The following is a 22,641-nucleotide window of genomic DNA, read 5'->3' as shown; positions in this document are numbered from 1 at the left end:
TTTTGGAATAATCGGTTTGCCGAATAAATCCAAAACTTTTTTTTTTGAGAACTGTTTTACAAATGAATAACATGAGTAGGATTATGTCAAAAAAAGAGCGTAAAAATGGGAAAGTCGAAGAAGACTATCCCGATATGGATCAGGACCTTGCTTTTAATGAAGAGCTTGACAGTTATGAAATGGATGTCGATGACAATGACCCAGACTATGACCACCCCGCTGACTATAATACAGTAGCTGAGGGCGCAATCGATGATGATTCAACATACGATGATTCTAATCCATTTGTCGGAGATGAGTATGCAACACAAGGTGAACTCGAAGAAGAAGATCTAGATGAAGCTAACATGCGAATTGAGACTTTTAAACATGAACGGTTATCCCCTTTAGACAAGAAATTAGCCGAGAACGAAGAAGATCTGAGAGATGATCTCGATGAAGAGGGATATCCCAAGAACGACAGGTAGTATTTCCGAAAAATAACATAGTTTTGAAGGGACCAAAAGGTCCCTTTTCCATTGATTAAAATAGAGACATTCTTCTCAAGAATATTAAGTATATACTTTTCAATTGGAAACTATAACTCCAATTTTTTATGTAAGTTTACTTTGAAGATTATAATCATATGGAAAGTATATTACCTCTCATCCGGATTGTTGACCTAAAAAAATCATACGGAGTAAAAGAAATATTGAAAGGAATCAACCTTGACATATTCCCAGGTCAAGTTATCGGATATATTGGCCCAAATGGTGCCGGCAAATCCACTACCGTTAAAATATTAACAGGACTAATCGAAGATTTCACAGGCACTGTAGAAATTAATGGCATCAATATTCAAGAAGATCCACTTGCAGTAAAAGCATTATTGGGATATGTTCCCGAAAACGCAGAATTATATGACGTCCTGACTCCCATGGAATACTTGGATTTTGTAGGTAAACTCTATGGAATGAAAGATAATGTCATTCTAGAACGTTCCTTAAAACTGTTAGCAGCCTTTGGCCTTGAAGCTAATGCAAATAATAGGATGGATACCTTCTCCAAAGGAATGCGTCAAAAAGTACTTTTAATTTCAGGAATTATTCATAACCCACAAATTATCGTGCTAGATGAACCATTATCTGGACTCGATGCCAATGCTGTTATCGTTGTTAAAGAACTTATTTCATTACTTGCAAAAGAAGGGAAAACAATTTTCTATTGTTCACATATGATGGACGTTGTTGAAAAAGTATCTGATCGGATTTTACTGATAAACCAGGGCAGCATCATTGCGAATGGCACGATTGAGGAACTAAAAACAGATCCTAGCGAATCCCTGGAGCATATATTTGCTAAATTAACCAATACTGGCAGCAGTGCATTAGATGCTTCCAATATCATTACAGCCATTCAATAACATGGAAAAATTTATCTTAAAATTTATCCTTCTTTTTCGTGGGGTTTGGAAAGGCCTAGGCATCAATTATGAACAGTTTAAGATCATCTTAGAAACCAAAGTAATCTTAGAGAATAGAAAACCTATTAGCTTTAGAAAACGTAGCTCAGGAAAATCATCTTCTTCGTCATCGATTTTACAATTCCTATTGTATCTCATCTTTGGCCTGATATTCATGGTAATTATTTTTTCGATTCCAGATAGGTACTTAGCCATTTCGATTATGCTACTCAGTTTCATTAGCATGTTAAGCATTACGTTGGTGTCCGATTTTTCACCCATATTATTAGATACTCGGGATCAGTATATCATTATGCCTAGACCAGTTAATGACAAGACTTTAGCTATTTCCCGAATAACTTTTATTGCAATCAAGCTTTTTAATCAAGTAATCGCGTTGACCTTACCCGTGCTTATTTATGTATTATTCAATTGGGATATCGTCTCCGTCCTTATTTTATGCCTGCAGCTTATACTAAGCACTTTAATCGCGCTGATATTTGTTAATGGATTTTATCTGATTAGCATCAAATATCTCCCCATCCAAAAGTTTAAAGATGTAATTACTTATATACAGATCGGTCTCTCACTGGTTCTTTTTCTATCCTATTATGTTGGCCCAAATTTGATCCAATCTATTGTGGAATCCCATTTAACGATGGAACAGCTCAGATTTCTTTGGATATTCCCAAGTACCTGGATTGCATCATTCCAACCATTACTCTTTGGTAACCACAATGTACATTTGGTCATCTTATCAACACTGGGAATACTAACTCCCTTTGCTGGTATCTACGCTTGTACTAAGCTATTTTCACGGGGATTTAATGCAAAAATAGCTGCACTAGCAAGTGCCGACAACCTCCCTAGTGAAACTTCACAATTAACCCGAGATAATCCCTCCAAATTACCGCTATATAAAAGGATCTCTTCGAACGTTTGCTCATCCCCGGTTGAAGAGGCTGGATTTGGCATCGTATGGCTGATAAGTTCTAAAACGAGAGAATTTAAGCAACAGCTATACCCTTCGTTGGCTTATCTACCTATTTATTTTATTTTTTTATTTCTACGTACAGGAGATGATCTCCCAATAGCTGGCAAAATAGCGAAGCTTCGGGATTCAGGCTTGTATATCATTATGTTTTATCTTTCGTTATTAACCATACTAACCGTTTTCCAGCTTATTACTCAAAGTAATAAATATAAAGCGGCCTGGGTCTACCATGTGACTCCGATACAAAAACCGGGACAGCTGATGACTGGAGTTCTTAAAGCATGTCTGATTAAATATGTTTTACCGTTCAACATACTGTTTCTTTCTATCTGTGTACCGCTATTTGGTCTCAGTTCTATTAATGATCTGCTATTATCTTCCGCGATTGGCGGAATCGAAAGTATTCTGATTATGCTTTTCATTGTCAAAAACTATCCATTTTCGAAGGCTAGTCAATCCAATTCAAAGGCAATAACTAATCTACTGATATTAGGTCTATTGGGTATTTTGGGATACTTACATAAAACAATTTTCCATTATGAAACTCTAATTTGGATCTTAGCTGGACTTGCATGGGTCGTATTCTTTTTTATGCTGAAGTACTTACAGAGAGAAGACTGGAAAGGCTTAGCTTACGACGACAATTGATTAAACAGATAAAAAAAGCTCCATTAATGGAGCTTTTTTATCTAATTCTTCAAAATCTAGGCACAAAATATCTTCGTCCTTTTCTTTTATCCGGTTATCTTTTATTTATCCGTCCTTTAAATCGGCTAATACCATCCATCAGAACTTCAACGATTATTCTTCCTGAAGGTAAATGGCTCAGATCATAGTTCAGGACAGCTTGTTGAACAGATTTGTATTCATGTTTTTGCCACAAAACGCCATCAACCATAAAAAGGACAGTCATCTCACTCTGTTTATTGGACACTACGCTCAGTTGTGTCTTATCCACAACCGACCTTGGATAAAGTGAGAAGGTATATTGCGTTGAAATTGTGTTCATCTCAAATCCACGTTTGGCATTGAAACTAAACATCTCGCCATTTCCACAATCGCTTTCAAAAGCATGAATAAGGTTTCCTTTCAGATCGAAGATCCGTAAATGGCCATCACCATTTTCAGGTTGTGCCCAAAACTGCAGTCCGTTACCTGCGGTATCAACCAAAGAGAGCGAGTGATTTCCCTCAGTAAGATGTAAAGTATCTCTATACATAGTTGCAGTAGCAAGTTGAGAGCCTTTTTTACGAAAGACCGTATCCTGCTTTGCATTAATTAGAAATATACGATTATCCGCTGGTTTATTATTGGTCATAAACTCCAAAATAAAATCAGTGGGAAATTTCTGCAGAGCTGTAAAGACGCTTTCCGCCTTATTGTCTGTGGGCCACGCATCCGGCTTTCCATTAGGCTTAAGAAGTGACACCGTAAATACATTCTCCTGATCTTTTTCCTGTATTTCTCCTGGTAGGATAACTTCTGCAACTTGATTAAAAGAAAGATTACCTTTCCAATGGAAAGTTTTGACTGGAAATCCTTTCGTGCCATAAACAATTTCTAGGGATCGAATCGGGTCAGCACCCAAATTTCTGAAAGAAATCTTTGGACCAGCACTCGCCGGATTTAATCTAGAAAAACGCTGTTCATCACTTGGAACCATTATTGACTCGACCGCAACATCTACTTTTTGTTTTGGGGCTGAATATTGAAACAAGTAAGCGGATATATTTTCGACTGCCTGTACATTATCAGTCGCTGTATAGGGTTCCATTTGTAAAGCAACTTGATGAGTACCAACTTTAGTAAATACATCAATAAAATCAGGCTGCTGTAAATCTCCAGGACACCAATATGCGCGGTCATGTACCCAGGTCCCACCTTGTGGATAAAGTGGATTACCACCACATTTCTTCCACATATCACGTCTGTCTACAGTCTTTCCATCGAAGGTGAGTTCGCGCCATCGGCTACAGAATTCACTACAGCCACGTGGTTTATCCATACCATGCCCTGTATGCTGAATACGTATTCGGCTCAATGCTGCTCCCGGACTCGAGGTATATGTTATTGGTAGTAGATTTTCTGCTATCTTTTCGTTGACATCCCCATATTTATATGCCTTATTCCACAGCGCTGTTATTCCCAATGGGGTAACAACTGGTGGACCTGATAAAATTTCAAAATCTACAGTAAGTGCCCACCCTACAGTCTTGTCCTCAAAACCAGAATGAGTATAGACAATTTCCACGCTATCCCTTAAGAAAGGAGCAAAATCAGTTACATCGACCTGCCATTTCCAACTCCATCCTTTATCGTAAATACTACCATATGGCGTAAGCATTCTTCCTAATTCATAATTTAGCACAGGTCCATTTTTTCCTCCTTTACGACGCAATACGATGTGATCCAAATAATCCCAATGCGCTGTGCGCAAACTATCGGGGCTCCCAAGCGTAACAAACATAGTAACCTTCCTTACAGGATAGTTTTCTTTTGGAAATATCCCCCAAGCTGGATAGGAATTCTCGCCTTTCTGTACATCACATAGAATGGTCTTCCGTTGATGTGTAACGACATGGCTTATTGTGCCTTGTTGTGCAAAAACATGATAGCAGATAAAAAAATAGAATAGAGTTAGTATAGATCTTATATTCATTATTTAAGTATTATCCATGAAACAATACAAAGATAGATGTACTCTTGTCAGCGGCGAAAAAAAGGTAATGCGATAAAAAGGAAATACATGCAATCATAAAAAAAGCATCAATCTTAACAGACTGATGCTTTTGGTAGCGGGGAGCAGAATCGAACTGCCGACCTTTGGGTTATGAATCCAACGCTCTAACCATCTGAGCTACCCCGCCGTTTCGGTATGCAAATATACCACTTCGTATGTCAATTCAAAAGATTTTTTTATTTTTTTACCAATTCTGACCTATTTAAAACTCGCATTAAACACAACAAACTCATTTTTAACTCAATAAATTTATCATTGAAAAATAGAAACTGATGTTGAAAAAATTGATAGTCCTAAAAACAACATGTTTATCAAAAAACAGGGGCAACTTTTTACAAAAAAACTTGCAATAACAAAATAAATATGTATTATTACAAATAATAAGTTGATGTAGTAAAAAGCAATTTTGGAAGAGATTTGTAGCGGGGAGCAGAATCGAACTGCCGACCTTTGGGTTATGAATCCAACGCTCTAACCATCTGAGCTACCCCGCCATTTTGGGAATGCAAATATAGCTTATTTTTGATTTAAACAAACTAAAATTTAAAAAAACATTTTTATGGCAGATAAAATAAAATTCCAACTAGAATATATCATCAACTCTTCACCTAGAATTTTATTTCCGTATTTGCAAGAACCAAACGAATTGGCACAATGGTTTGCAGATGATGTAAACTATAAAGACACCGTTTATACTTTCATTTGGGATGATGAACCTCACCGAGCAAAAATTGTAGCATCGAAAGAAAATAAATCTGTACGCTTTAAATGGCTCGATGATGATCCCTATTATTTCGATCTGGAGATCGATCAAGACGAGCTAACAAATGATGTTGCTCTTAAAATAACAGATTACGCTAAAGAAGAAGACCTTGAAAATAGGAAGTTAATTTGGAAAAATTCAATAGTCTATCTTCAAAGTGTTATAGGTGCATAAAAAAGCCTATCTTTGCAATATATTTCCACTAAGGGCTCCAGCTGGAGCTCCTTAGTTGGTAGATGCCTTAATGTAAAGGCATCAATTTGCTTTGCGTCACGGATGAAAAAGGTTCATTTACTTATTCTTCAAGCTTTCATAAAACCATTTATTGTCACATTCTTTATTGTGATGTTTGTCTTATTGATGCTTTTCCTATTCAAGTACATTGATGATTTGATTGGAAAAGGATTTGAATGGTATACGATCATGGAGCTAATTGGATATCAATGCGTTGTTCAAATCCAAATGGCAATGCCTTTATCCATGCTCCTTTCCTCCATTATGACTTTCGGAAATCTGGGTGAAAGCTATGAATTAGTTGCGATCAAGGCTGCGGGCGTATCTTTACGTAAAGCGATGACCCCGCTATTCATACTCGTTGCAATTTTCGCAACAAGTTCTTTTCTGTTCTCCGACTATATTCTCCCCGTAGTGAACCTAAAAATGGGTACCCTACTTACTGATGTACGTAATAAAAAGGCAGATTTCCTCATCAAACCCGGAATCTTTAACAACACCATTCCAGGTTACTCGATCCGCGCTAGAGGAAAAAACAAAGCGGGAACAATTCTCTATGACTTGATGATCTATGATCATCGTGGCGGTAATACAGCCAATAATGTACTTATGGCTAAAGAAGGGTATATCTATAACTCTCCTGACAACAATTATATGATCCTAAAACTTAAGGATGGTATCCGCTATGAGGAAGCACGGACTAAAAACTCAAAAACCTACGATCCACGTCAGCAATTTACGCGATTTAAGTTCAAGGAAACAGAGCAAAAGTTTGATATGGGAAGTTTTCAACAAGGTAAAACGGATGAAAATCTCTTCAAGAGCCACCATGCAATGTTAAACCTGAAACAGTTAGACATGTACATCGATTCCAACCATATTAAGATAGACAGTATGGGAAAAGCAATCGTCCGTACATTAGACACCCGATATAATATCTATTCGAAATATTTTAGTGCGAATCAACCTGGACAGCCAAAAGTCAAAGAAGCTAAGATCAAACCTTTTAAAAATTTGCTTACCGATCTGGTTCCCCAAGAACAACGGGCACAGATCACCATGAATGCGTTAAACCAGTTGAATTATTTAAAGGAAGATCTGAATGGCCGTACACTTGAATTTAAAGATTACAAATCGAAAGATATACGCTATCGTATTGAATGGCATCGCAAGTTTACCCTAGCTGTCTCCTGTCTTTTACTATTTGCAATCGGAGCTCCATTAGGGGCCATTATCAGAAAAGGTGGACTCGGTCTTCCGGTCGTGATGGCCATCATTTTCTTTCTGATCTATCACATTATCTCTACAGTTGCAGAAAAAACAGCGAAAGATGGTGCTATATCATCAGCCGTAGGTATGTGGATGGCCATTATTGTCTTAACACCATTAGCCGCTTTTCTAACGTACAAGTCGACGACTGATTCTGCCTTATTTGATATTGATCAATATAAATTAAAAATAGAAGCCGCTTGGAAGTGGATTAAGGAAAAGCTTGCAAAAAAGAATAAATTAAAAGAATCACATTAGATTGTGACAACGCTATTATAAATAAATTTAGATTCTACACTAACTTTGTACCAATTACAATATATCAATAAATGGATTTCAAATTAAACACGATCGAAGAAGCGATCGCTGATATACAAGCAGGAAAAGTAGTAATCGTTGTGGATGACGAAGATCGCGAAAATGAAGGAGACTTTGTCACTGCGGCCCGCAATGCAACCCCCGAAATCATCAACTTTATGGCGACTCACGGTCGTGGACTAGTGTGTGCCCCAATTACAAAAGAAAGAGCAGATGCATTACATCTTGACTTAATGGTGGGACAGAATACAGCGGTATATGAAACGAACTTTACAGTTTCCATTGACTTACAGGGATATGGTTGTACAACCGGAATTTCTGCATCGGACCGCTCGAAAACAATTAAAGCAATGATCGATCCTAATATTCATTATGAAGAATTAGGTAGACCAGGACATATTTTCCCGCTCATAGCGAAAGATGGTGGTGTATTACGTCGCACAGGACACACTGAAGCTACAGTTGACCTTGCTCGATTAGCAGGATTTGAACCAGCGGGTGTATTGGTTGAGATTCTAAAAGAAGATGGTGAAATGGCCAGACTTCCGGAACTAATGGAAGTTGCTAAAAAATTTGATTTAAAGATCGTTAGTATTGAAGATCTGATTGAATACCGTCTTAAGCACGACTCTTTAATCAATGAAGAAGTCACTGTTAATATGCCTACGCAATATGGTGATTTTAAAATGAAAGCCTTTACACAAAAGGACACTGGCGAACAACATTTAGCGCTTTACAAAGGTGAGTGGAATGAAGATGAACCTATTTTAGTACGAGTGCACAGCTCTTGTGTTACCGGTGATATTTTTGGTTCTTGCCGTTGTGACTGTGGCCCTCAATTGCACAAAGCAATGGAAATGATCCAGCAAGAAGGTAAAGGTGTTATTGTCTATATGAATCAAGAAGGTCGTGGTATTGGACTGATCAATAAGCTACATGCTTACAAATTACAAGAAAATGGTTTGGATACGGTAGACGCCAATGTGCAGTTAGGGTTCAAGGCAGATTTAAGAGACTACGGTGTAGGAGCCCAGATTCTTAGAAATCTTGGTGTCACAAAAATGCGTCTTATGTCAAATAATCCGACAAAACGTGCTGGCCTAGTAGGTTATGGTCTTGAAATCATAGAAAATGTACCTATTGAAATAACGGCAAATCCCTTTAATGAAGAGTACTTAAAAACTAAAAGGGATCGTATGGGACATACAATCATGAAAAATCTATAAAAAGGAATTAAAAAAGGCGGTGTTTCTATTGGAAACACCGCCTTTTTAACATAGAGAATTAAACTCCGATGATGATAAAATCACTCCCATTTATGATCTTGTTATGGCAGTACTTTCAATAAATAGAAGTAACTTTATAATATGGAACAACAAGGGAGATATATCATCTTTTTCGATGGTGATTGCTTGATCTGTAATCGCTTTGTTCAACTATTATTAAGGATAGATCGCAGAAAGAAATTCTTATTTAGTTCCTTGCAGTCTGAATTTGCCCGGGCCGCGCTAACAAATATTCCCAAAAATACTGATTCCATCGTTTTCCTATCTCCAGCCGGTACCTATCTCAAAAGTGAAGCTATTTTAAAGATTTGTATGCAGTTGGGCTTCCCCTATATTACTTGTTATTTACTGAAGATTTTACCACTCAAGTGGAGAGATGCACTTTATGATTATTTTGCTAAAAACCGCTATCGATGGTTTGGAAAAAATGAGTTTTGTACGATACCTTCAAAATCTGAACGAGAAAGATTCATTTGAACAAACAACAATCATATTGAAGTGAAGTTCAGCTCAGAAATCTTCTAATTATACTTGTGACAATTAAATTTACATCGATGAAAAATACACTTTTAATTGACAGTGCCTATATCAATGGGAAATTTATCAAGTCAAAACACACCTTTGATGTGGTAAACCCTGCAACAGGAAAAGTTATTGCTTCGTTGCCAGATCTAAAAGTAGTTGACTGTACCAAAGCCATAATTGATGCTGACAAGGCATGGAAAAGCTGGAAAAACACAACTGTACGGGAACGTTGCAACATCGTCCGCAAATGGCACGATCTTATTCAACACTATAAAGACGATCTTGCGGAAATCATGACCCTAGAAAGCGGCAAACCGCTAAGCGAATCGAGGGTAGAGGTTGACTACGGTAGTTCTTTCGTAGAATGGTTTTCAGAAGAAGGAAAAAGGGCCTATGGTGAAACAATACCCTCTCATAAAAAAGGCACTAGAATGCTTACAATTAAGCAAGGTGTAGGGGTCGTAGCAGCAATTACGCCCTGGAATTTTCCATTAGCGATGATCACCCGAAAGGTTGCTCCAGCATTGGTAGCTGGTTGTACCGTTGTGCTAAAACCGGCCTCCCAAACCCCATTTTCTGCTATAGCATTGGCTAAACTGGCTGAAGATGCGGGGATTCCGAAGGGTGTTTTTAATGTCATTACAGGAAAAGATAGTGTTGGTATAGGCAAAGAACTAGCTACGAACGACCTGATAAGAAAACTATCCTTCACAGGCTCAACCGAAGTCGGAAAAACACTCATAGAACAATCCGCCTCTAACATTAAAAAAGTATCTATGGAGCTCGGTGGTAATGCTCCCTTTTTGGTTTTTAACGATGCGGATATTGATGCTGCTGTCGAAGGAGCCATTGCCGGAAAATTTAGAAACTCAGGGCAAACTTGCGTTTCCATCAATAGGTTTCTAATCCAAGAAGATGTCTATGATGAATTTTCGATGAAACTTAGCCATGCTGTCAGTAAATTGAAGGTTGGCAACGGACTTGACAAAGGCGTCCAGGTAGGTCCCTTAATCAATGCGAAAGGGCTAGAAAAAGTACAGCATCATGTACAAGACGCATTAAATCATGGTGCCGAATTGGCTACTGGAGGAAAGGTCATCAAAGATCTATTTTTCCAGCCAACTGTGCTGACCAACGTTCCGAAAGAAGCGCTTATATTCCGCGAGGAGACTTTTGGTCCGATTTGCGCCCTTTTCAGTTTCAAAACAGAAGAAGATGGAATAGCAATGGCCAATACGACTGAATTTGGACTAGCCTCCTATTTTTATAGTACAAATATAAATCGCTGTTTTCGTGTCGCTGAACAGCTAGAAGCTGGCATGGTAGGTGTCAATACAGGCCTTATTTCAAATGCAGCTGCTCCTTTTGGTGGAGTAAAACAATCTGGTGTAGGTCGTGAAGGATCTAAACACGGTTTGGATGAATATATGGAATTAAAATATATCTGCTTTGGCGGTGAATAAAAAAAGGAGCAAAATGCTCCTTTTATTTTTTTAAAAAATCCACTAGCTTTTCCCTTGTTGAACTGAACGATAAGGCGTCCCCTACTTTCTCATAATTCTGTTTATCCATACAGGTTGGATAAGCATACTTGGCAAAGGCCAGTTTATTGTCATCTCGTATAAAAAGTTCCATTAAATCAACAATTTCAGTAACACTTAGGCCCATGCTTTTTAATTCCTGAGCAGCTACAGCAAGTCTATCCTGATCGTTTTCCTTCTGATTTAATAGATCGTTCAATCGATTGGAATTCGTTTTATTCATTCCTCCTTTATCAGACTGACCACTATTTTCATTATATCCACGATGATCCTCTACACCGTTGCGATAAATCTGAGAGTCCCCTGTCTGTCTATTGCGATCATTACCCCAACCAGTATTATATCCATCTCGATTATTATTCGGTAAATCGTCACGATCTTCTGATTGTCTATATCGCTCATTACCTTGTTCATTATTATATCTATCCAGGTTATCATAGGGTAAATCCTCACGATAATTCCCATTGTTATACCGATCAACAGGATTCATGGATTCCAAGATAATCCCCCTATTTCCGCCTCTGCTACTGACAGAAAATACAACGTTCATATATTGCCCATTTCTATTGACAAGTTGCACGCCACTGCCATTCAATGTACGTTGCTGTCTGTCAGCAAATACAATACGCAAATCATAACGACGACTCGTCAAATTGGATACCCTAATATCCGTCGAAGCCCTATTATTATACAAAACGTTGTTGATATAAAGAAAAAATGGAACATCTGTAGAATAGATATTTAATGCCCCTCCAAAAGGTCTGTATCGCTGCGCAAACCCAGCCGTTGCGACAATAAGCAACGAGACCATAACCAAAATTTTCCTGTACATAATCCGATTCAATTTATAATCCTTCGACTACACAGAATAAAAAAGGATTAAGAAACCAAAGAATTTAACATTTTGTTATGCTTTCTTGTTCCGGTACTTCTTATAAAGTTTTACGGCCATCATTAAAGCGATGGATAAAATTAAGAGCCCCAAAACGCCAAATATCCAGTTCAGTGCCGATTTTAAGACAACAGTAAAAACAATCGCGAATAATAAAACTGTTGCGACTTCATTAAACAAACGGAGATTTGTTGAAGTTAATTTGGATTCTTGACGACTCAATTTGAACATAATCTTCTGGCAGCTAAAATGATAGATAATCATCCCCAGAACGAATGTCAGTTTTACATGCATCCACCCCATGGATAATAAACCAGGGGAATAGCATAACATAACTAGTGCAGAAAAGACTGTGATGTACATCGCAGGAGTAGTAATAACCCACCACAGTAATTTTTCCATCTTACTGAATTCTTTATGCAAAACATCAAACGCTTCTTGACTCTTGTCCTTAGCTTCTGTATGATATATAAAGAGTCGAGGCATATAAAACAGACCTGACATCCAACAAATCACAAAGATAATATGAACTGCTTTTGCATATAAATAGACCATAGTTACAAAAATAAGAAAAGTTAATAGCATTCAATACGTCCAAACATCAATTGCGCAAATCTTACATCCAATATACAAAAGTGCTATATCAACCGAAATAGATTAGATCTTGTTAAAACAAAAACGACTTGCCAAAGGCAAGTCGTTTTTGTTCTTGAAGCGGATAGCAAACTAATAGCTAAATTCCTTTACAACCTCAATGGCATATTTTACATTATCAAAAGGAATATCTGGCATGATACCATGTCCCAAGTTAAAGATAAAACCATTTTCACCTCTCATGCGCTCAAATAGTTCGATAATCTTCTTTTTGATAACAGGTTTATCTGCATACAAAACAAATGGATCCAAATTTCCTTGAACAGCAATACCCTGTGGCAGAGATTGTTTAATATTTTTTAAATCTGCGTTCCAATCGATAGAAACAACATCAGGTTGCGCTTCGACCATCATTGGTGCAAAAACAGAAGATCCTTTACAAAAGGAAATGACTGGAATATCCTTACGGTTCAGCTTAGCGATAATCTGCTTATTATAATAATGCGAAAAATCACGGTAATCATTCCATGATAAAGCCAGGGCCCAGCTATCAAATAATTGAATCGCATTTACGCCAGCTGCGATCTGCATATTCAAATATTCAACAGTTACATCTGCAATCTTTTGAAGGATCATATGTGCCAACTCGGGCTGATTATTCAACATCAATTTCGTTAACTTAAAATCTTTTGAAGATCCACCTTCAACCAGATAACTTAAGATTGTAAATGGTGCTCCCGCAAAGCCAATCAAAGGGATACGGCTGTCAAGACGTTGTTGAATGACCTTGATTGCATCAGCAACATACTGCAATTTATCCAAACAATTGGTAGACAAAGCTTCTGCATCCTTTACAGAACGAACAGGATTAGAAAAACGAGGGCCTACACCTTGTTCAAAGGACAGATCCCCTCCCATAGCTTCAGCTGTAACTAAAATATCAGAAAATAAAATAGCTGCATCAATACCTAGCAAATCTACCGGAAGCATAGTGACATCCGCAGCGATTTCTGGCGTTTTACACATTTCCAAAAAGGAATATTTATTCTTGATATCCCAATATTCCTTCATAAAGCGTCCAGCTTGACGCATCATCCACACAGGGGGTCTTTCCGTTTGCTGCGAGAATGCAGCTTTAATCAATAAGTCGTTTTGTAAAGTAGTACTCACTATAAATGTTTTGAAATTTCGTTTTCTATTTTTGTAATAATGCTGTTCTGTCTAGCGGTCAGATGTAACTTATTGGCAACATCTGTATACGCTCTCGCTCTTTCATAATCCAACTTTCGCAGCGCTATATTTGCCAGATTAATCATAACCATGCCCTTTTCATTATCTTTTTTCCAAGGCAGACGTGAAGCTAGCTGAAAATGATATTCGGCCTCATCGACACGTTCTTCTTTAAGCGCAATATTTCCCATCATAAATTCATAGAAATTACGTCTACCCTTGCGAAGGGCATCAGGGTTCTTGATCTCATTGAGCAAATTTTTTGTCTTTTCATAATCTTGCCTATGAAAAGCCTGCGTTGCCAAAAAAACGGAGCCTTCTCTAAAATGGCTCCAAATCAAATAGCCTATCCCACCAGCTATCAGAACAGCCGTCTGATAATGCCCTTCATATAAGCCATAGCCCAAAAATAATGCAGCAATAAAAATAACGGCTATTCTAGCCCTGATTGTCATCATCTCTTTCTACCTATGCGTTATTGTCGGTAAACTTATAACCAACACCTCTGATAGAATGGAAATAAATCGGATGCTTTTGATCTGGTTCGAAATATTTTCGGAAGGTTAAGATAAAATTGTCGATGGTACGTGTAGATGGGTAAACATCGTAATTCCATACGGTCTCTAATATTTGTTCCCTGGATACAGCCTCATTACGTCGCTCAATCAACAGTTTCAACAGCATGGTTTCCTTCTTTGTCAACGAAGTGATCGTGCCATCCGCATGATGTAGCTCATACGAATTAAAATAGATCGTTTTATCACCTATTTGATAAGAATTTAGTTCTTTCAAATCATCCGGTTTCATGCCACGACGCACCAAATTTCCAACACGAAGGATCAATTCTTCTAAGTTGAAAGGTTTTACCAGATAATCATCCGCCCCTTTCTTAAGACCCGTAATTCGATCCTCACTGCTATTTTTCGCAGTTAAAAACATGATAGGAACCTCAGTGTTTTGCAGTCGAATAGTTTCAGCCACTTGGAATCCATCAATTTCTGGAATCATCACATCCAAAACCACCAAGTTGAAACGTTCCTCCTTGAAGACTTTTAGTGCTTTTTTTCCATCGGTAGCCGTAGTAACACGGTAACCTTCCATTTCGAGATTCAACTTGATAGCTTCTAACAAGTGTTCTTCATCTTCGACAAGTAATATTCTTTGTTTACTTTGCATTTCTTTCAAATGTTACTTCAAAAATACTCCCTTTAGGAGTGTTATCTTTAACTTTTATGGTCGCGTCGTGCTTCTGCAATACGGTTTTCACGATATATAACCCCAAACCTGTGCCTTTGGTTTTTCGTGTTGCCTCACTTCCCACGCGATAAAACTTATTAAAGATAAGTTTTTTCTCTTCATCACTGATACCGATACCATGGTCAGCAACAGAAAAAATTATTTTATTATTCTCCGTATATAATTTCACATCCACCATAGCACATGCCGGCGAATACTTAATTGCATTTTCTATCAGATTAGTAACCACATTACTAATCGCAAACTTATCCGCATGAATAATGATATCCGCTTCCAAATAAGGTTTCAAAACTTGTGAACTACAGGAATTCTTCTGAAGCCTATCTACAACCTGTTCTACCAAAGCAGTAAAATTAAAATCCTCTTTAGGCATACTGTAATTTCGGCTGTCCAACTTAGTTGTCATCAATACATTTTCCACCAGATCATCCAAACGCTCGATATCCTTCAGCGAGTTTCTCAAGAACGTTTGTTGTTGCTCTTTGTCAAGATCACGTCTCAAAATAGTTTGAATATACAATTTGACGGAAGCCAATGGCGATTTAAGTTCATGCGTAATAGCCAAGAGAAAGTTCTGCTGTTGTTGAAGCAGTTTCTGCTCCCTTTCAACCAGCCGCTTCAACCGCCATGCACCCCACAAGAAAATAATCAAGAAGAATATTCCCTCTCCTATAATCATGTTCTTTTTACTCGGATCAAAACGGATAAACATCACCCCCCACCATATCAGTTGCATAACCGCATAGAACAATAGAAAATAAAAGAGTAACAGCGCTTTCTTCATGTGACAAAAATAGGTATTCACCCATGTATTCGGAAATATCAGAAGGATTATGACACAAAGAAGAAAATTAACCGATTCGCAATAAGACTAAAATCACCAAACAGTCATATAAACCATCGGAGACCCCATATCGATAAAAGTGACCTTTAATTTCATCACTAGATAACCCAACTGACTTGGAATTTCAGGTTAATTTGTTTTAATTTTGCATATGTTTAATCACAAGAAAAAAGACATTTTCTTCGACCTAGATCATACCATATGGGATTTTGATAAAAATGCCGAAGAAAGTCTGCACGAGCTATATTTTAAATACAAGTTTGATCACTTGTTTAATCAAGAGTCATCCACTCGTTTTATAGAAACTTATACGGTTAACAATCATCGACTTTGGGGACTCTATCATCACGGAAAGATTTCAAAACCAGAACTCAGGAAAGCTCGCTTTGCAGATACCTTTACTGAGCTCGGTGTGGATCCAGAGTTGTTTCCTGAAGAATTCGAACTGGAGTATCTCACTATCTGTCCCAAAAAAACAAATCTGTTTCCCCATGCACATGAAACCTTGGCTTATTTGGGTGACAGATACAATCTTCACTTGATATCTAATGGTTTTAAAGAGGCCTGTGAGACCAAACTGGAAAAGAGCAACCTAAACAAATATTTCAAACACATTTTTATTTCCGAAGTCATCGGTGTGAATAAACCGGATCCCCGAATATTTGAGTTTGCTATGACGACTGCTCAAGCGCAGGCCCAGCAATCACTGATGATCGGAGATAATCTTGATGCCGACATCCGTGGAGCCGTAAATGTAGGCATGGACGCCATTTTCTTTAACCCAAATGTTATTGAAAAACCAGACGATGTATCACATATGATTATCGACTTAAAAGAACTACAATCGATACTATAGAAAATAGAAAAAGCAGCTTAAAGCTGCTTTTTCTATTTTAGAACCTTAACGGTAATATTCTTAAACCATACATCATTTCCATGATCCTGAAGACCGATAAGCCCCGATTTGCTATCGCCACCAACATGGCTCAACAATTCAAAAGCCAAAGGCCATTTTTCTTCACTGAATTTACTTTTTTGCAATAAATCAATCCAGGACTTATCCCATAATGTATATTCAACAACCTTTACACCATTTTGAAAATGCTCTACCTTGCCATTGTTTACTCTGATCTTAACTTTATTCCACTCGCCATACGGTTTACCATTCTGAGGCTTAGCAGGGATCATATCGTACAATGATGTCGATTTACGATTTCCATCTACACCCATTTTAGCATCAGGATGGTTCTCATTGTCCAAAACCTGACATTCTGGAGACGAGATATAAATCGGTTGTCCTTCCACTTCCTTCGCTAAAAAGAAGATACCTGAATTTGCTCCTTTAGCAACTTTCCATTCCATCTCCAATTCGAAATTCTTGAAATCATGGGCAAAGACCAAGTCACCACCTTCTTCTTTACCAACATTGGCCTGACTATCAAATTTGATCGCCCCTTCGTTAATAACCCATCTTTTTGGGACTACCGTCTTATCATATCCTCTCCAGCCTTCCATCGAAGTACCATCAAAAATAACATAGGCTCCAGCTTTATTCTTTTTAAATTTCTTGATATCTACACGGGGTAAATCTAAGATTTTGTAAGCAGGAACCTCTTTTTTTGCTTGCGCTACGGCAGTATTAAGATGTGCTGAAAAAGCAATCACCGATACCGCAAGAACTGTTTTTAATAACTTCATTCTTTTTAGTTTTAGGTTTGTTTTAAAATTAAATTTAAGCATTTGAGTGTATAAAGAGGAATATTTTTTAATATTCCTCTCCGCCCCCCATTTCATTTGTATTCGGCACTTTTTTCTTTGATTTGTTTAAATCTTGGCTACCAAACCGATAGGAAAGTGATAAGGTTACCATCCTCTTCATCCAACGGTGCTCAAAATTTGATATAAGTTGAGCTGTCTCTGTCACACCATTCATTTTTCGCGAATTAAATACATCTCTCACATTCAACATAATAGAAGCTTTCTTCTTAAACACATCTTTTTTCAAGGCTAGATCCATACCTTTCATTGCATTCATCTGTCCCTGAGCCATTACACGCGAAGAATTATACTCGCCTCTCATTTGAGCAGAAAACGTTGATGTAAAACGATAATTAGCGGTCAGATTAGCATTATAAGCGAAATCCTTTCGTTCTGTAATATCGTAGTCCGGGTTTGCATTATACTGAATGTGGATCAAATTGAGATTAAATGTAAAGTCAAAATCCTTCGTTGCGTTGACTTTTGAAATAAACTCAAAACCCGAAAGATTACGACTGGTCATATTCTCCCATCTACTGTATGTCCTTCCATCCTCTATCTTGTAAACAAATGGTTGAATAACCTCACTAGCGTGATTGAAATAAGCCGAAGATATCAGGTTTACTTTACTAAAGGTTTTGGCAAAGCTCATTTCCAAGCTGTGCACATCTTCCGGTTTCAGATTCGGATTTCCCTGACGATAATTCAAATCATCGGATACATTTAAAAATGGGTTAACTTGCCAACCACGAGCCCGTTGGACACGGCGCGAGTAGCTAAATTGAACTTTATCCCCATTTTCACCAACATCGTAGGTTAAAAACAGTGTTGGATATAACCTGAAAAATTTCTGTTTAGCATTGGATTCCTTTTCCACAGCAGCTGGATCCTTGGAGAAATAGGTGGACTTGAGTTCAAATTGCTCTCCCCGGAGTCCGATTTGATAACCAATTTTATCTGTTAATTTATTTTGATAATTCGCATAGATCGCATGGACAGTACTCGTGAAATCAAAATCGTTGCTGATTCTATAGTCCGGCACATAGGTACCTATAGAATCGAGTGATCTGGAAAACTGGGTATCAAATGATTTTCTGATTTGAGACCTGTAGCCCGCCTCGAATTTGCTTACCTCGGAGAAAGGTAAAACATAATCCAATTGAAGGTTGATATTCTTGCCATCCTCAGACGTAACATTCTTCCGTGAGGTGGCCTTCCGCCCATCGGTGTAATTTTGAGAAAAATCATTTGTACCATCTTCCTTATCTCTCCCATAACTCGCATTCCCCGTCAACTCCTCTCCTTCTCGCTTAAATTGATGCCTAAAATCGGCGTTTAATTCATAACCAAGATCGTCTTCAAATTGTGTTGAATTTCGAACGCTCGTTCCTGTCATCTGTGACTGTTTAAAGAACTCATAATTCAAGTCTTCTATTCGCTTGTTATCACGTATACTTAAATTACCCGAAAAACTCAATGAAGTACGGTCTGACATATTATAATCAAACCCAGCTTTTACCGTATGGCTATTGCCCTTTCTTGACGATTCGGATTCGCTATAATTACGCGTGCTATCACCAAAAAACGTGTTGTCCGTTTTCCCACTTCCCACCATGTTTCGTTTATTGAAGTTATAGGATCCGAAGTAATTGAATTTCCGATCACGATAATTCAAGGTCAATCCCGCCATATAGTTATCATAGGATCCTGCAGAAGTATTTACAGATCCATTTAATCCCGTCCTAATATTCTTCTTTAAAACGATATTGATAATTCCTGTTTGCCCCTCCGCATCATATTTCGAGGAAGGGTTCGTGATAACTTCAACTTTTTCAATTGAATTGGCAGGTAGACTCTGAAGCAAAGAAGTTACATCGTTTCCTGCTAAAGCAGACTCTCGGCCATCGATTAAAATTTTCACACTACTTGATCCACGCAAACTGACCGATCCATCCTGATCAACTTGCAAAGTGGGAACATTCGCAAGCACATCGGTCGCTGTTCCGCCCGCGCTGACCAAACTCTCACCTACATTGAAGGTTTTACGGTCTATACCAATTTGCATAGCTGGAGCTCTTCCTTCAATAACAACTTCGTTCAACATATTACCTGTAGATTTCAAAGCGATTCGACCTAAGTCCTTACTTTTATCCCCTAATACCTCTATACTATCAATAGTATGTGTCTCGTAGCCAACATAAGTGATACGGACATTATATTTACCAGGTTTAATATCAGACAACAAAAGGAATCCTTGGGATACAGACTGTCCGCCCTTAACAAAGACGTTACTATTGACGTCCAAGAGCGCGACACTAGCCGATGAAATAGGTTTAGAAGTTTCGCTATCGACTAAAATAGCTTTGATTTGACCTGTTTGAGCAAAAAGGACAACAGGTAAAAAGAATACGAATAAGAAAGATTTAAACGATTTAGCGTAAAAAAACATGCTTCAGCTTAGTTTATAGTTATAGTGCAAAGAAAACTAAAACTTACAGACAAAATTGAAGCGTAACCATATTATTACGGTAACAAAAGAATAGCAAATTACTCCACAGAAACAGTCAATCCCTCGGCTTTCAGAATTTTACGATAGATCTCCATCTCCGTATAAGTACCCTCCAATACAGCACATTTCCCTTCAGTATGCACTTTCCAGGCAATCTTCTCAGCTTGCTTCTCGGTATATTGTAAATGATAGATGAGACAATGAATCACATGTTCAAACGTATTGGTTTCATCATTCCACAAAATGAGTCGATTAGACTCTTTCACAGAGGCTAATATCTCTTCTAACGTAAAGGTTTCTTCAGCAGTTTGGGTACCCATTCTGCAAAAATAGAATATTTTTTTCTAAATTAACGATAATATAAAAGGGAAGAATACAATCAATTAGAGGAATTTATTATGTTACAGTCAAAAATTGCAGGAATTGGCTACTACGTTCCAAAAAACGTATATACCAATAATGACCTAACACGCTTTATGGATACCAGTGACGAATGGATTCAAGAACGAACTGGCATTAAAGAACGTAGATATGCAGACCGAATAGGCGAAACCACCACCACTATGGGTGTCGAAGCAGCTAAAATTGCCATCGAACGAGCCCATATTACACCTGAAGATGTCGACTTCATCATCTTTGCCACCTTATCACCAGATTATTATTTCCCGGGCTGCGCCGTACTACTGCAACGGGAAATGGAAATGAAGGAGGTCGGGGCACTGGATATTAGAAACCAATGTTCAGGTTTTATATATGCGCTTTCCATTGCCGATCAATTTGTCAAAACAGGGATGTACAAAAATGTGTTAGTGGTTGGTTCCGAAAAACACTCTTTTGCACTTGACTTTTCTACGAGAGGACGAGCCGTTTCCGTGATTTTCGGCGATGGTGCTGGAGCAGTGGTTGTGCAACCCACAACCGAAAATGGCAAAGGAATCCTGAGCACGCACTTACATTCAGACGGAGCCGATGCTGAAAAGCTAGCGATGTATTACCCCGGAGCTTCCAGTGGGATTTGGCTGGATAAAATGCCCAATTGGCCGGATCAGGAATTGGGCGGATTATTGATGACCAAAGAGATGCTCGAAGATGGAACTGCATTTCCAAATATGGATGGCCAGGCCGTCTTCAAAAAAGCTGTTGTCAAATTTCCTGAGGTCATTCATGAAGCACTAGCAAAAAATAATTTAAAAACCAGTGATATCGATTTATTGATTCCACATCAGGCCAATCTTCGCATCTCGCAATTTGTACAGAAAACTCTTGGATTAAGGGAAGATCAGGTATTCAACAATATTCAGAAATATGGTAATACCACTGCTGCCTCTGTACCGATAGCACTATGCGAGGCTTGGGAAGAAGGAAAGATTAAAGAAGGTGATCTCGTATGTTTGGCTGCTTTCGGAGCAGGATTTACGTGGGGTTCAGCCTTAATTCGATGGTAGATAATAGCGTATATAGAAAAAGGGCTAATCATGTATGATTAGCCCTTTTTCTATATATTCCCGAATAAAAAAATTACCCGTTTGATAATGCTGCTGCACCAGATACGATCTCCGTCAATTCTGTTGTAATTGCAGCTTGACGTGCCTGGTTGTAAGATAGCTTAAGTGATTTGATTAAGTCACCAGCATTCTCTGTAGCTTTATCCATTGCCGTCATACGTGCTCCATGCTCAGAAGCATTCGAATCTAAAACAGCTTTGTATAATTGAATCTTGATTGCTTTAGGAATCAACTCCTCGATAATCTTCTCTTTGGAAGGCTCGATGATATAATCCACCTCAGCTTCTATTTTTGCTTTATGCGTATGTTGTTTGTTTTCCTCCGCAGGTAATAATGGTAAAATCTGCTCTGCAGTCAACTCTTGAACTGCTGCATTTTTGAACTGGTTATAAACCACTTCAACACGATCAAAATTACCTTCTTTGAATTGTTCCATGATAAATTCAGTCACCACAGATACAGAACCAAAATTTAAATCAGAAAACAAATCAGAGTGATTAGCTACCACATTGAAGTTACGTTTCGAGTAGAAGTCATAACCCTTTTTACCAATACCAATGATACTCAAATTACCCTTTGCATGTTGCTCGGCATATTTGTTAAAGATCAAGTTATTAGTCGCTTTGATAACATTTGCGTTGAATGCTCCAGCCAAACCTCTGTTAGAAGAAACAACAACGATCAACACCTTATTTGGCTCGCGGTCTACTGTAAAAGGAGAGTTACTTCCTTCAACACTCGCAGAAACATCCGCCAAAATATCTCTTAGTTTATTCGCATATGGGCGCAATTGTAAGATAGCGTTAGTAGCGCGCTTCAATTTAGCAGCCGAAACCATTTTCATAGCTTTCGTGATCTGCTGTGTTGATGATACCGAGGTAATCCGGTTTCTTACTTCTTTTAAATTTGCCATATTTGTTTTAAGTATTAAGTATCTAGTA

General features: G+C 38.0%; 21 protein-coding genes and 2 tRNA genes. 10 read left to right on the top strand and 13 right to left on the bottom strand.

Annotated features, from left to right (window positions below):
- Positions 1 to 83: 83 nt before the first annotated feature.
- The 3 genes from A9970_RS27050 (at position 84) to A9970_RS27040 (ending at position 3,083) form a co-directional block, all read left to right on the top strand.
- A complete protein-coding gene (locus A9970_RS27050) occupies positions 84 to 467 on the top strand; it encodes a hypothetical protein (protein WP_153847298.1) in 384 nt (127 codons plus the stop codon).
- A 158-nt stretch (positions 468 to 625) separates the two neighbouring features.
- Positions 626 to 1,402, top strand: a complete 777-nt coding sequence (locus A9970_RS27045; RefSeq protein ID WP_153847261.1) for an ABC transporter ATP-binding protein — start codon at positions 626 to 628, stop codon at positions 1,400 to 1,402.
- A gap of 1 nt (position 1,403) precedes the next feature.
- Positions 1,404 to 3,083 (top strand): hypothetical protein, encoded by a 1,680-nt coding sequence (locus A9970_RS27040; protein WP_182984370.1) that lies wholly within the window; start codon positions 1,404 to 1,406, stop codon positions 3,081 to 3,083.
- Positions 3,084 to 3,177: 94 nt separating this feature from the next.
- Here A9970_RS27040 and A9970_RS27035 read toward each other — a convergent pair whose 3' ends face one another.
- From A9970_RS27035 to A9970_RS27025, 3 genes are all read right to left on the bottom strand, one after another.
- Positions 3,178 to 5,094 (bottom strand): peptide-N-glycosidase F-related protein, encoded by a 1,917-nt coding sequence (locus A9970_RS27035; protein WP_182984369.1) that lies wholly within the window; start codon positions 5,092 to 5,094, stop codon positions 3,178 to 3,180.
- 131 nt (positions 5,095 to 5,225) lie between these two features.
- Positions 5,226 to 5,302, bottom strand: a tRNA-Met gene (locus tag A9970_RS27030).
- A 293-nt stretch (positions 5,303 to 5,595) separates the two neighbouring features.
- Positions 5,596 to 5,669, bottom strand: a tRNA-Met gene (locus A9970_RS27025).
- Positions 5,670 to 5,734: 65 nt separating this feature from the next.
- Here A9970_RS27025 and A9970_RS27020 point away from each other — a divergent pair.
- The 5 genes from A9970_RS27020 (at position 5,735) to A9970_RS27000 (ending at position 11,033) form a co-directional block, all read left to right on the top strand.
- Positions 5,735 to 6,112, top strand: a complete 378-nt coding sequence (locus tag A9970_RS27020; RefSeq protein WP_070563117.1) for an START-like domain-containing protein — start codon at positions 5,735 to 5,737, stop codon at positions 6,110 to 6,112.
- A 102-nt stretch (positions 6,113 to 6,214) separates the two neighbouring features.
- On the top strand, positions 6,215 to 7,699 hold the full coding sequence (locus tag A9970_RS27015) for an LptF/LptG family permease (protein ID WP_159731129.1): 1,485 nt from the start codon (positions 6,215 to 6,217) through the stop codon (positions 7,697 to 7,699).
- Positions 7,700 to 7,770: 71 nt separating this feature from the next.
- On the top strand, positions 7,771 to 8,985 hold the full coding sequence (locus A9970_RS27010) for a bifunctional 3,4-dihydroxy-2-butanone-4-phosphate synthase/GTP cyclohydrolase II (protein WP_075994158.1): 1,215 nt from the start codon (positions 7,771 to 7,773) through the stop codon (positions 8,983 to 8,985).
- A gap of 141 nt (positions 8,986 to 9,126) precedes the next feature.
- Positions 9,127 to 9,522: a DCC1-like thiol-disulfide oxidoreductase family protein gene (locus tag A9970_RS29110; RefSeq protein ID WP_182984368.1), complete on the top strand. Its 396-nt coding sequence runs from the start codon at positions 9,127 to 9,129 to the stop codon at positions 9,520 to 9,522.
- Positions 9,523 to 9,599: 77 nt separating this feature from the next.
- The gene (locus A9970_RS27000) at positions 9,600 to 11,033 is read left to right on the top strand and encodes an NAD-dependent succinate-semialdehyde dehydrogenase (protein WP_182984367.1); all 1,434 of its coding nucleotides are present in this window, start codon (positions 9,600 to 9,602) and stop codon (positions 11,031 to 11,033) included.
- Between the two features lie 22 nt (positions 11,034 to 11,055).
- Here the strand turns inward: A9970_RS27000 and A9970_RS26995 are convergent, their stop codons facing one another.
- The 6 genes from A9970_RS26995 to A9970_RS26970 all read right to left on the bottom strand — a co-directional run bounded on the left by A9970_RS26995 (position 11,056) and on the right by A9970_RS26970 (position 15,868).
- Positions 11,056 to 11,943 carry a DUF4476 domain-containing protein gene (locus tag A9970_RS26995; RefSeq protein WP_182984366.1) on the bottom strand — a complete coding sequence of 296 codons (888 nt, stop codon included), beginning with the start codon at positions 11,941 to 11,943 and terminating at the stop codon, positions 11,056 to 11,058.
- A 75-nt stretch (positions 11,944 to 12,018) separates the two neighbouring features.
- Positions 12,019 to 12,558, bottom strand: coding sequence for a CopD family protein (locus A9970_RS26990; RefSeq protein WP_153847268.1), 540 nt, complete (start codon positions 12,556 to 12,558; stop codon positions 12,019 to 12,021).
- Between the two features lie 171 nt (positions 12,559 to 12,729).
- Positions 12,730 to 13,767, bottom strand: a complete 1,038-nt coding sequence (gene hemE / locus A9970_RS26985) for a uroporphyrinogen decarboxylase (protein WP_153847269.1) — start codon at positions 13,765 to 13,767, stop codon at positions 12,730 to 12,732.
- Positions 13,767 to 14,285, bottom strand: coding sequence for a hypothetical protein (locus tag A9970_RS26980; RefSeq protein ID WP_227550269.1), 519 nt, complete (start codon positions 14,283 to 14,285; stop codon positions 13,767 to 13,769). Before A9970_RS26980 ends, hemE begins: the two co-directional genes overlap by 1 nt.
- A gap of 10 nt (positions 14,286 to 14,295) precedes the next feature.
- Positions 14,296 to 15,003, bottom strand: coding sequence for a response regulator transcription factor (locus A9970_RS26975; RefSeq protein WP_070563139.1), 708 nt, complete (start codon positions 15,001 to 15,003; stop codon positions 14,296 to 14,298).
- Positions 14,993 to 15,868 (bottom strand): sensor histidine kinase KdpD, encoded by an 876-nt coding sequence (locus tag A9970_RS26970; protein WP_088162930.1) that lies wholly within the window; start codon positions 15,866 to 15,868, stop codon positions 14,993 to 14,995. The genes A9970_RS26975 and A9970_RS26970 overlap by 11 nt, the downstream gene beginning before the upstream one ends.
- A 211-nt stretch (positions 15,869 to 16,079) precedes the next feature.
- Between A9970_RS26970 and A9970_RS26965 the strand changes: the two genes are divergently transcribed.
- Entirely contained in the window at positions 16,080 to 16,784 is a 705-nt protein-coding gene (locus A9970_RS26965; protein ID WP_153847270.1) for a YjjG family noncanonical pyrimidine nucleotidase, read from the top strand.
- A gap of 32 nt (positions 16,785 to 16,816) precedes the next feature.
- On the opposite strand, the gene A9970_RS26960 is transcribed toward A9970_RS26965, so the two are convergent.
- The 3 genes from A9970_RS26960 to A9970_RS26950 form a co-directional block, all read right to left on the bottom strand.
- Positions 16,817 to 17,626, bottom strand: a complete 810-nt coding sequence (locus A9970_RS26960) for a DUF1080 domain-containing protein (protein ID WP_083663849.1) — start codon at positions 17,624 to 17,626, stop codon at positions 16,817 to 16,819.
- Between the two features lie 67 nt (positions 17,627 to 17,693).
- Complete coding sequence (locus tag A9970_RS26955; protein WP_182984365.1) at positions 17,694 to 20,135, bottom strand: TonB-dependent receptor domain-containing protein; 2,442 nt, start codon at positions 20,133 to 20,135, stop codon at positions 17,694 to 17,696.
- Positions 20,136 to 20,233: 98 nt separating this feature from the next.
- Positions 20,234 to 20,515 (bottom strand): ATP-dependent Clp protease adaptor ClpS, encoded by a 282-nt coding sequence (locus A9970_RS26950; protein WP_046671971.1) that lies wholly within the window; start codon positions 20,513 to 20,515, stop codon positions 20,234 to 20,236.
- Positions 20,516 to 20,593: 78 nt separating this feature from the next.
- On the opposite strand from A9970_RS26950, the gene A9970_RS26945 reads away from it, so the two are divergent.
- Complete coding sequence (locus tag A9970_RS26945) at positions 20,594 to 21,640, top strand: 3-oxoacyl-ACP synthase III family protein (protein ID WP_182984364.1); 1,047 nt, start codon at positions 20,594 to 20,596, stop codon at positions 21,638 to 21,640.
- A 73-nt stretch (positions 21,641 to 21,713) separates the two neighbouring features.
- Here the strand turns inward: A9970_RS26945 and atpG are convergent, their stop codons facing one another.
- Entirely contained in the window at positions 21,714 to 22,613 is a 900-nt protein-coding gene (gene atpG, locus A9970_RS26940; protein WP_153847273.1) for an ATP synthase F1 subunit gamma, read from the bottom strand.
- Between the last annotated feature and the right edge of the window lie 28 nt (positions 22,614 to 22,641).

The organism is Sphingobacterium sp. UME9 (assembly GCF_014170215.1).
Lineage (GTDB): Bacteria > Bacteroidota > Bacteroidia > Sphingobacteriales > Sphingobacteriaceae > Sphingobacterium > Sphingobacterium paramultivorum.
Note: the sequence above shows the minus strand (reverse complement) of the source record. Positions and strands in the feature narration are given on the sequence as shown.

Coding starts and splice junctions, on each gene's coding strand:
- A9970_RS27050 (WP_153847298.1), top strand. CDS start 84: ATGTCAAAAAAAGAGCGTAAAAATGGGAAAGTCGAAGAAGACTATCCC.
- A9970_RS27045 (WP_153847261.1), top strand. CDS start 626: ATGGAAAGTATATTACCTCTCATCCGGATTGTTGACCTAAAAAAATCA.
- A9970_RS27040 (WP_182984370.1), top strand. CDS start 1,404: ATGGAAAAATTTATCTTAAAATTTATCCTTCTTTTTCGTGGGGTTTGG.
- A9970_RS27035 (WP_182984369.1), bottom strand. CDS start 5,094: ATGAATATAAGATCTATACTAACTCTATTCTATTTTTTTATCTGCTAT.
- A9970_RS27020 (WP_070563117.1), top strand. CDS start 5,735: ATGGCAGATAAAATAAAATTCCAACTAGAATATATCATCAACTCTTCA.
- A9970_RS27015 (WP_159731129.1), top strand. CDS start 6,215: ATGAAAAAGGTTCATTTACTTATTCTTCAAGCTTTCATAAAACCATTT.
- A9970_RS27010 (WP_075994158.1), top strand. CDS start 7,771: ATGGATTTCAAATTAAACACGATCGAAGAAGCGATCGCTGATATACAA.
- A9970_RS29110 (WP_182984368.1), top strand. CDS start 9,127: ATGGAACAACAAGGGAGATATATCATCTTTTTCGATGGTGATTGCTTG.
- A9970_RS27000 (WP_182984367.1), top strand. CDS start 9,600: ATGAAAAATACACTTTTAATTGACAGTGCCTATATCAATGGGAAATTT.
- A9970_RS26995 (WP_182984366.1), bottom strand. CDS start 11,943: ATGTACAGGAAAATTTTGGTTATGGTCTCGTTGCTTATTGTCGCAACG.
- A9970_RS26990 (WP_153847268.1), bottom strand. CDS start 12,558: ATGGTCTATTTATATGCAAAAGCAGTTCATATTATCTTTGTGATTTGT.
- A9970_RS26980 (WP_227550269.1), bottom strand. CDS start 14,285: ATGATGACAATCAGGGCTAGAATAGCCGTTATTTTTATTGCTGCATTA.
- A9970_RS26975 (WP_070563139.1), bottom strand. CDS start 15,003: ATGCAAAGTAAACAAAGAATATTACTTGTCGAAGATGAAGAACACTTG.
- A9970_RS26970 (WP_088162930.1), bottom strand. CDS start 15,868: ATGAAGAAAGCGCTGTTACTCTTTTATTTTCTATTGTTCTATGCGGTT.
- A9970_RS26965 (WP_153847270.1), top strand. CDS start 16,080: ATGTTTAATCACAAGAAAAAAGACATTTTCTTCGACCTAGATCATACC.
- A9970_RS26960 (WP_083663849.1), bottom strand. CDS start 17,626: ATGAAGTTATTAAAAACAGTTCTTGCGGTATCGGTGATTGCTTTTTCA.
- A9970_RS26955 (WP_182984365.1), bottom strand. CDS start 20,135: ATGTTTTTTTACGCTAAATCGTTTAAATCTTTCTTATTCGTATTCTTT.
- A9970_RS26950 (WP_046671971.1), bottom strand. CDS start 20,515: ATGGGTACCCAAACTGCTGAAGAAACCTTTACGTTAGAAGAGATATTA.
- A9970_RS26945 (WP_182984364.1), top strand. CDS start 20,594: ATGTTACAGTCAAAAATTGCAGGAATTGGCTACTACGTTCCAAAAAAC.
- atpG (WP_153847273.1), bottom strand. CDS start 22,613: ATGGCAAATTTAAAAGAAGTAAGAAACCGGATTACCTCGGTATCATCA.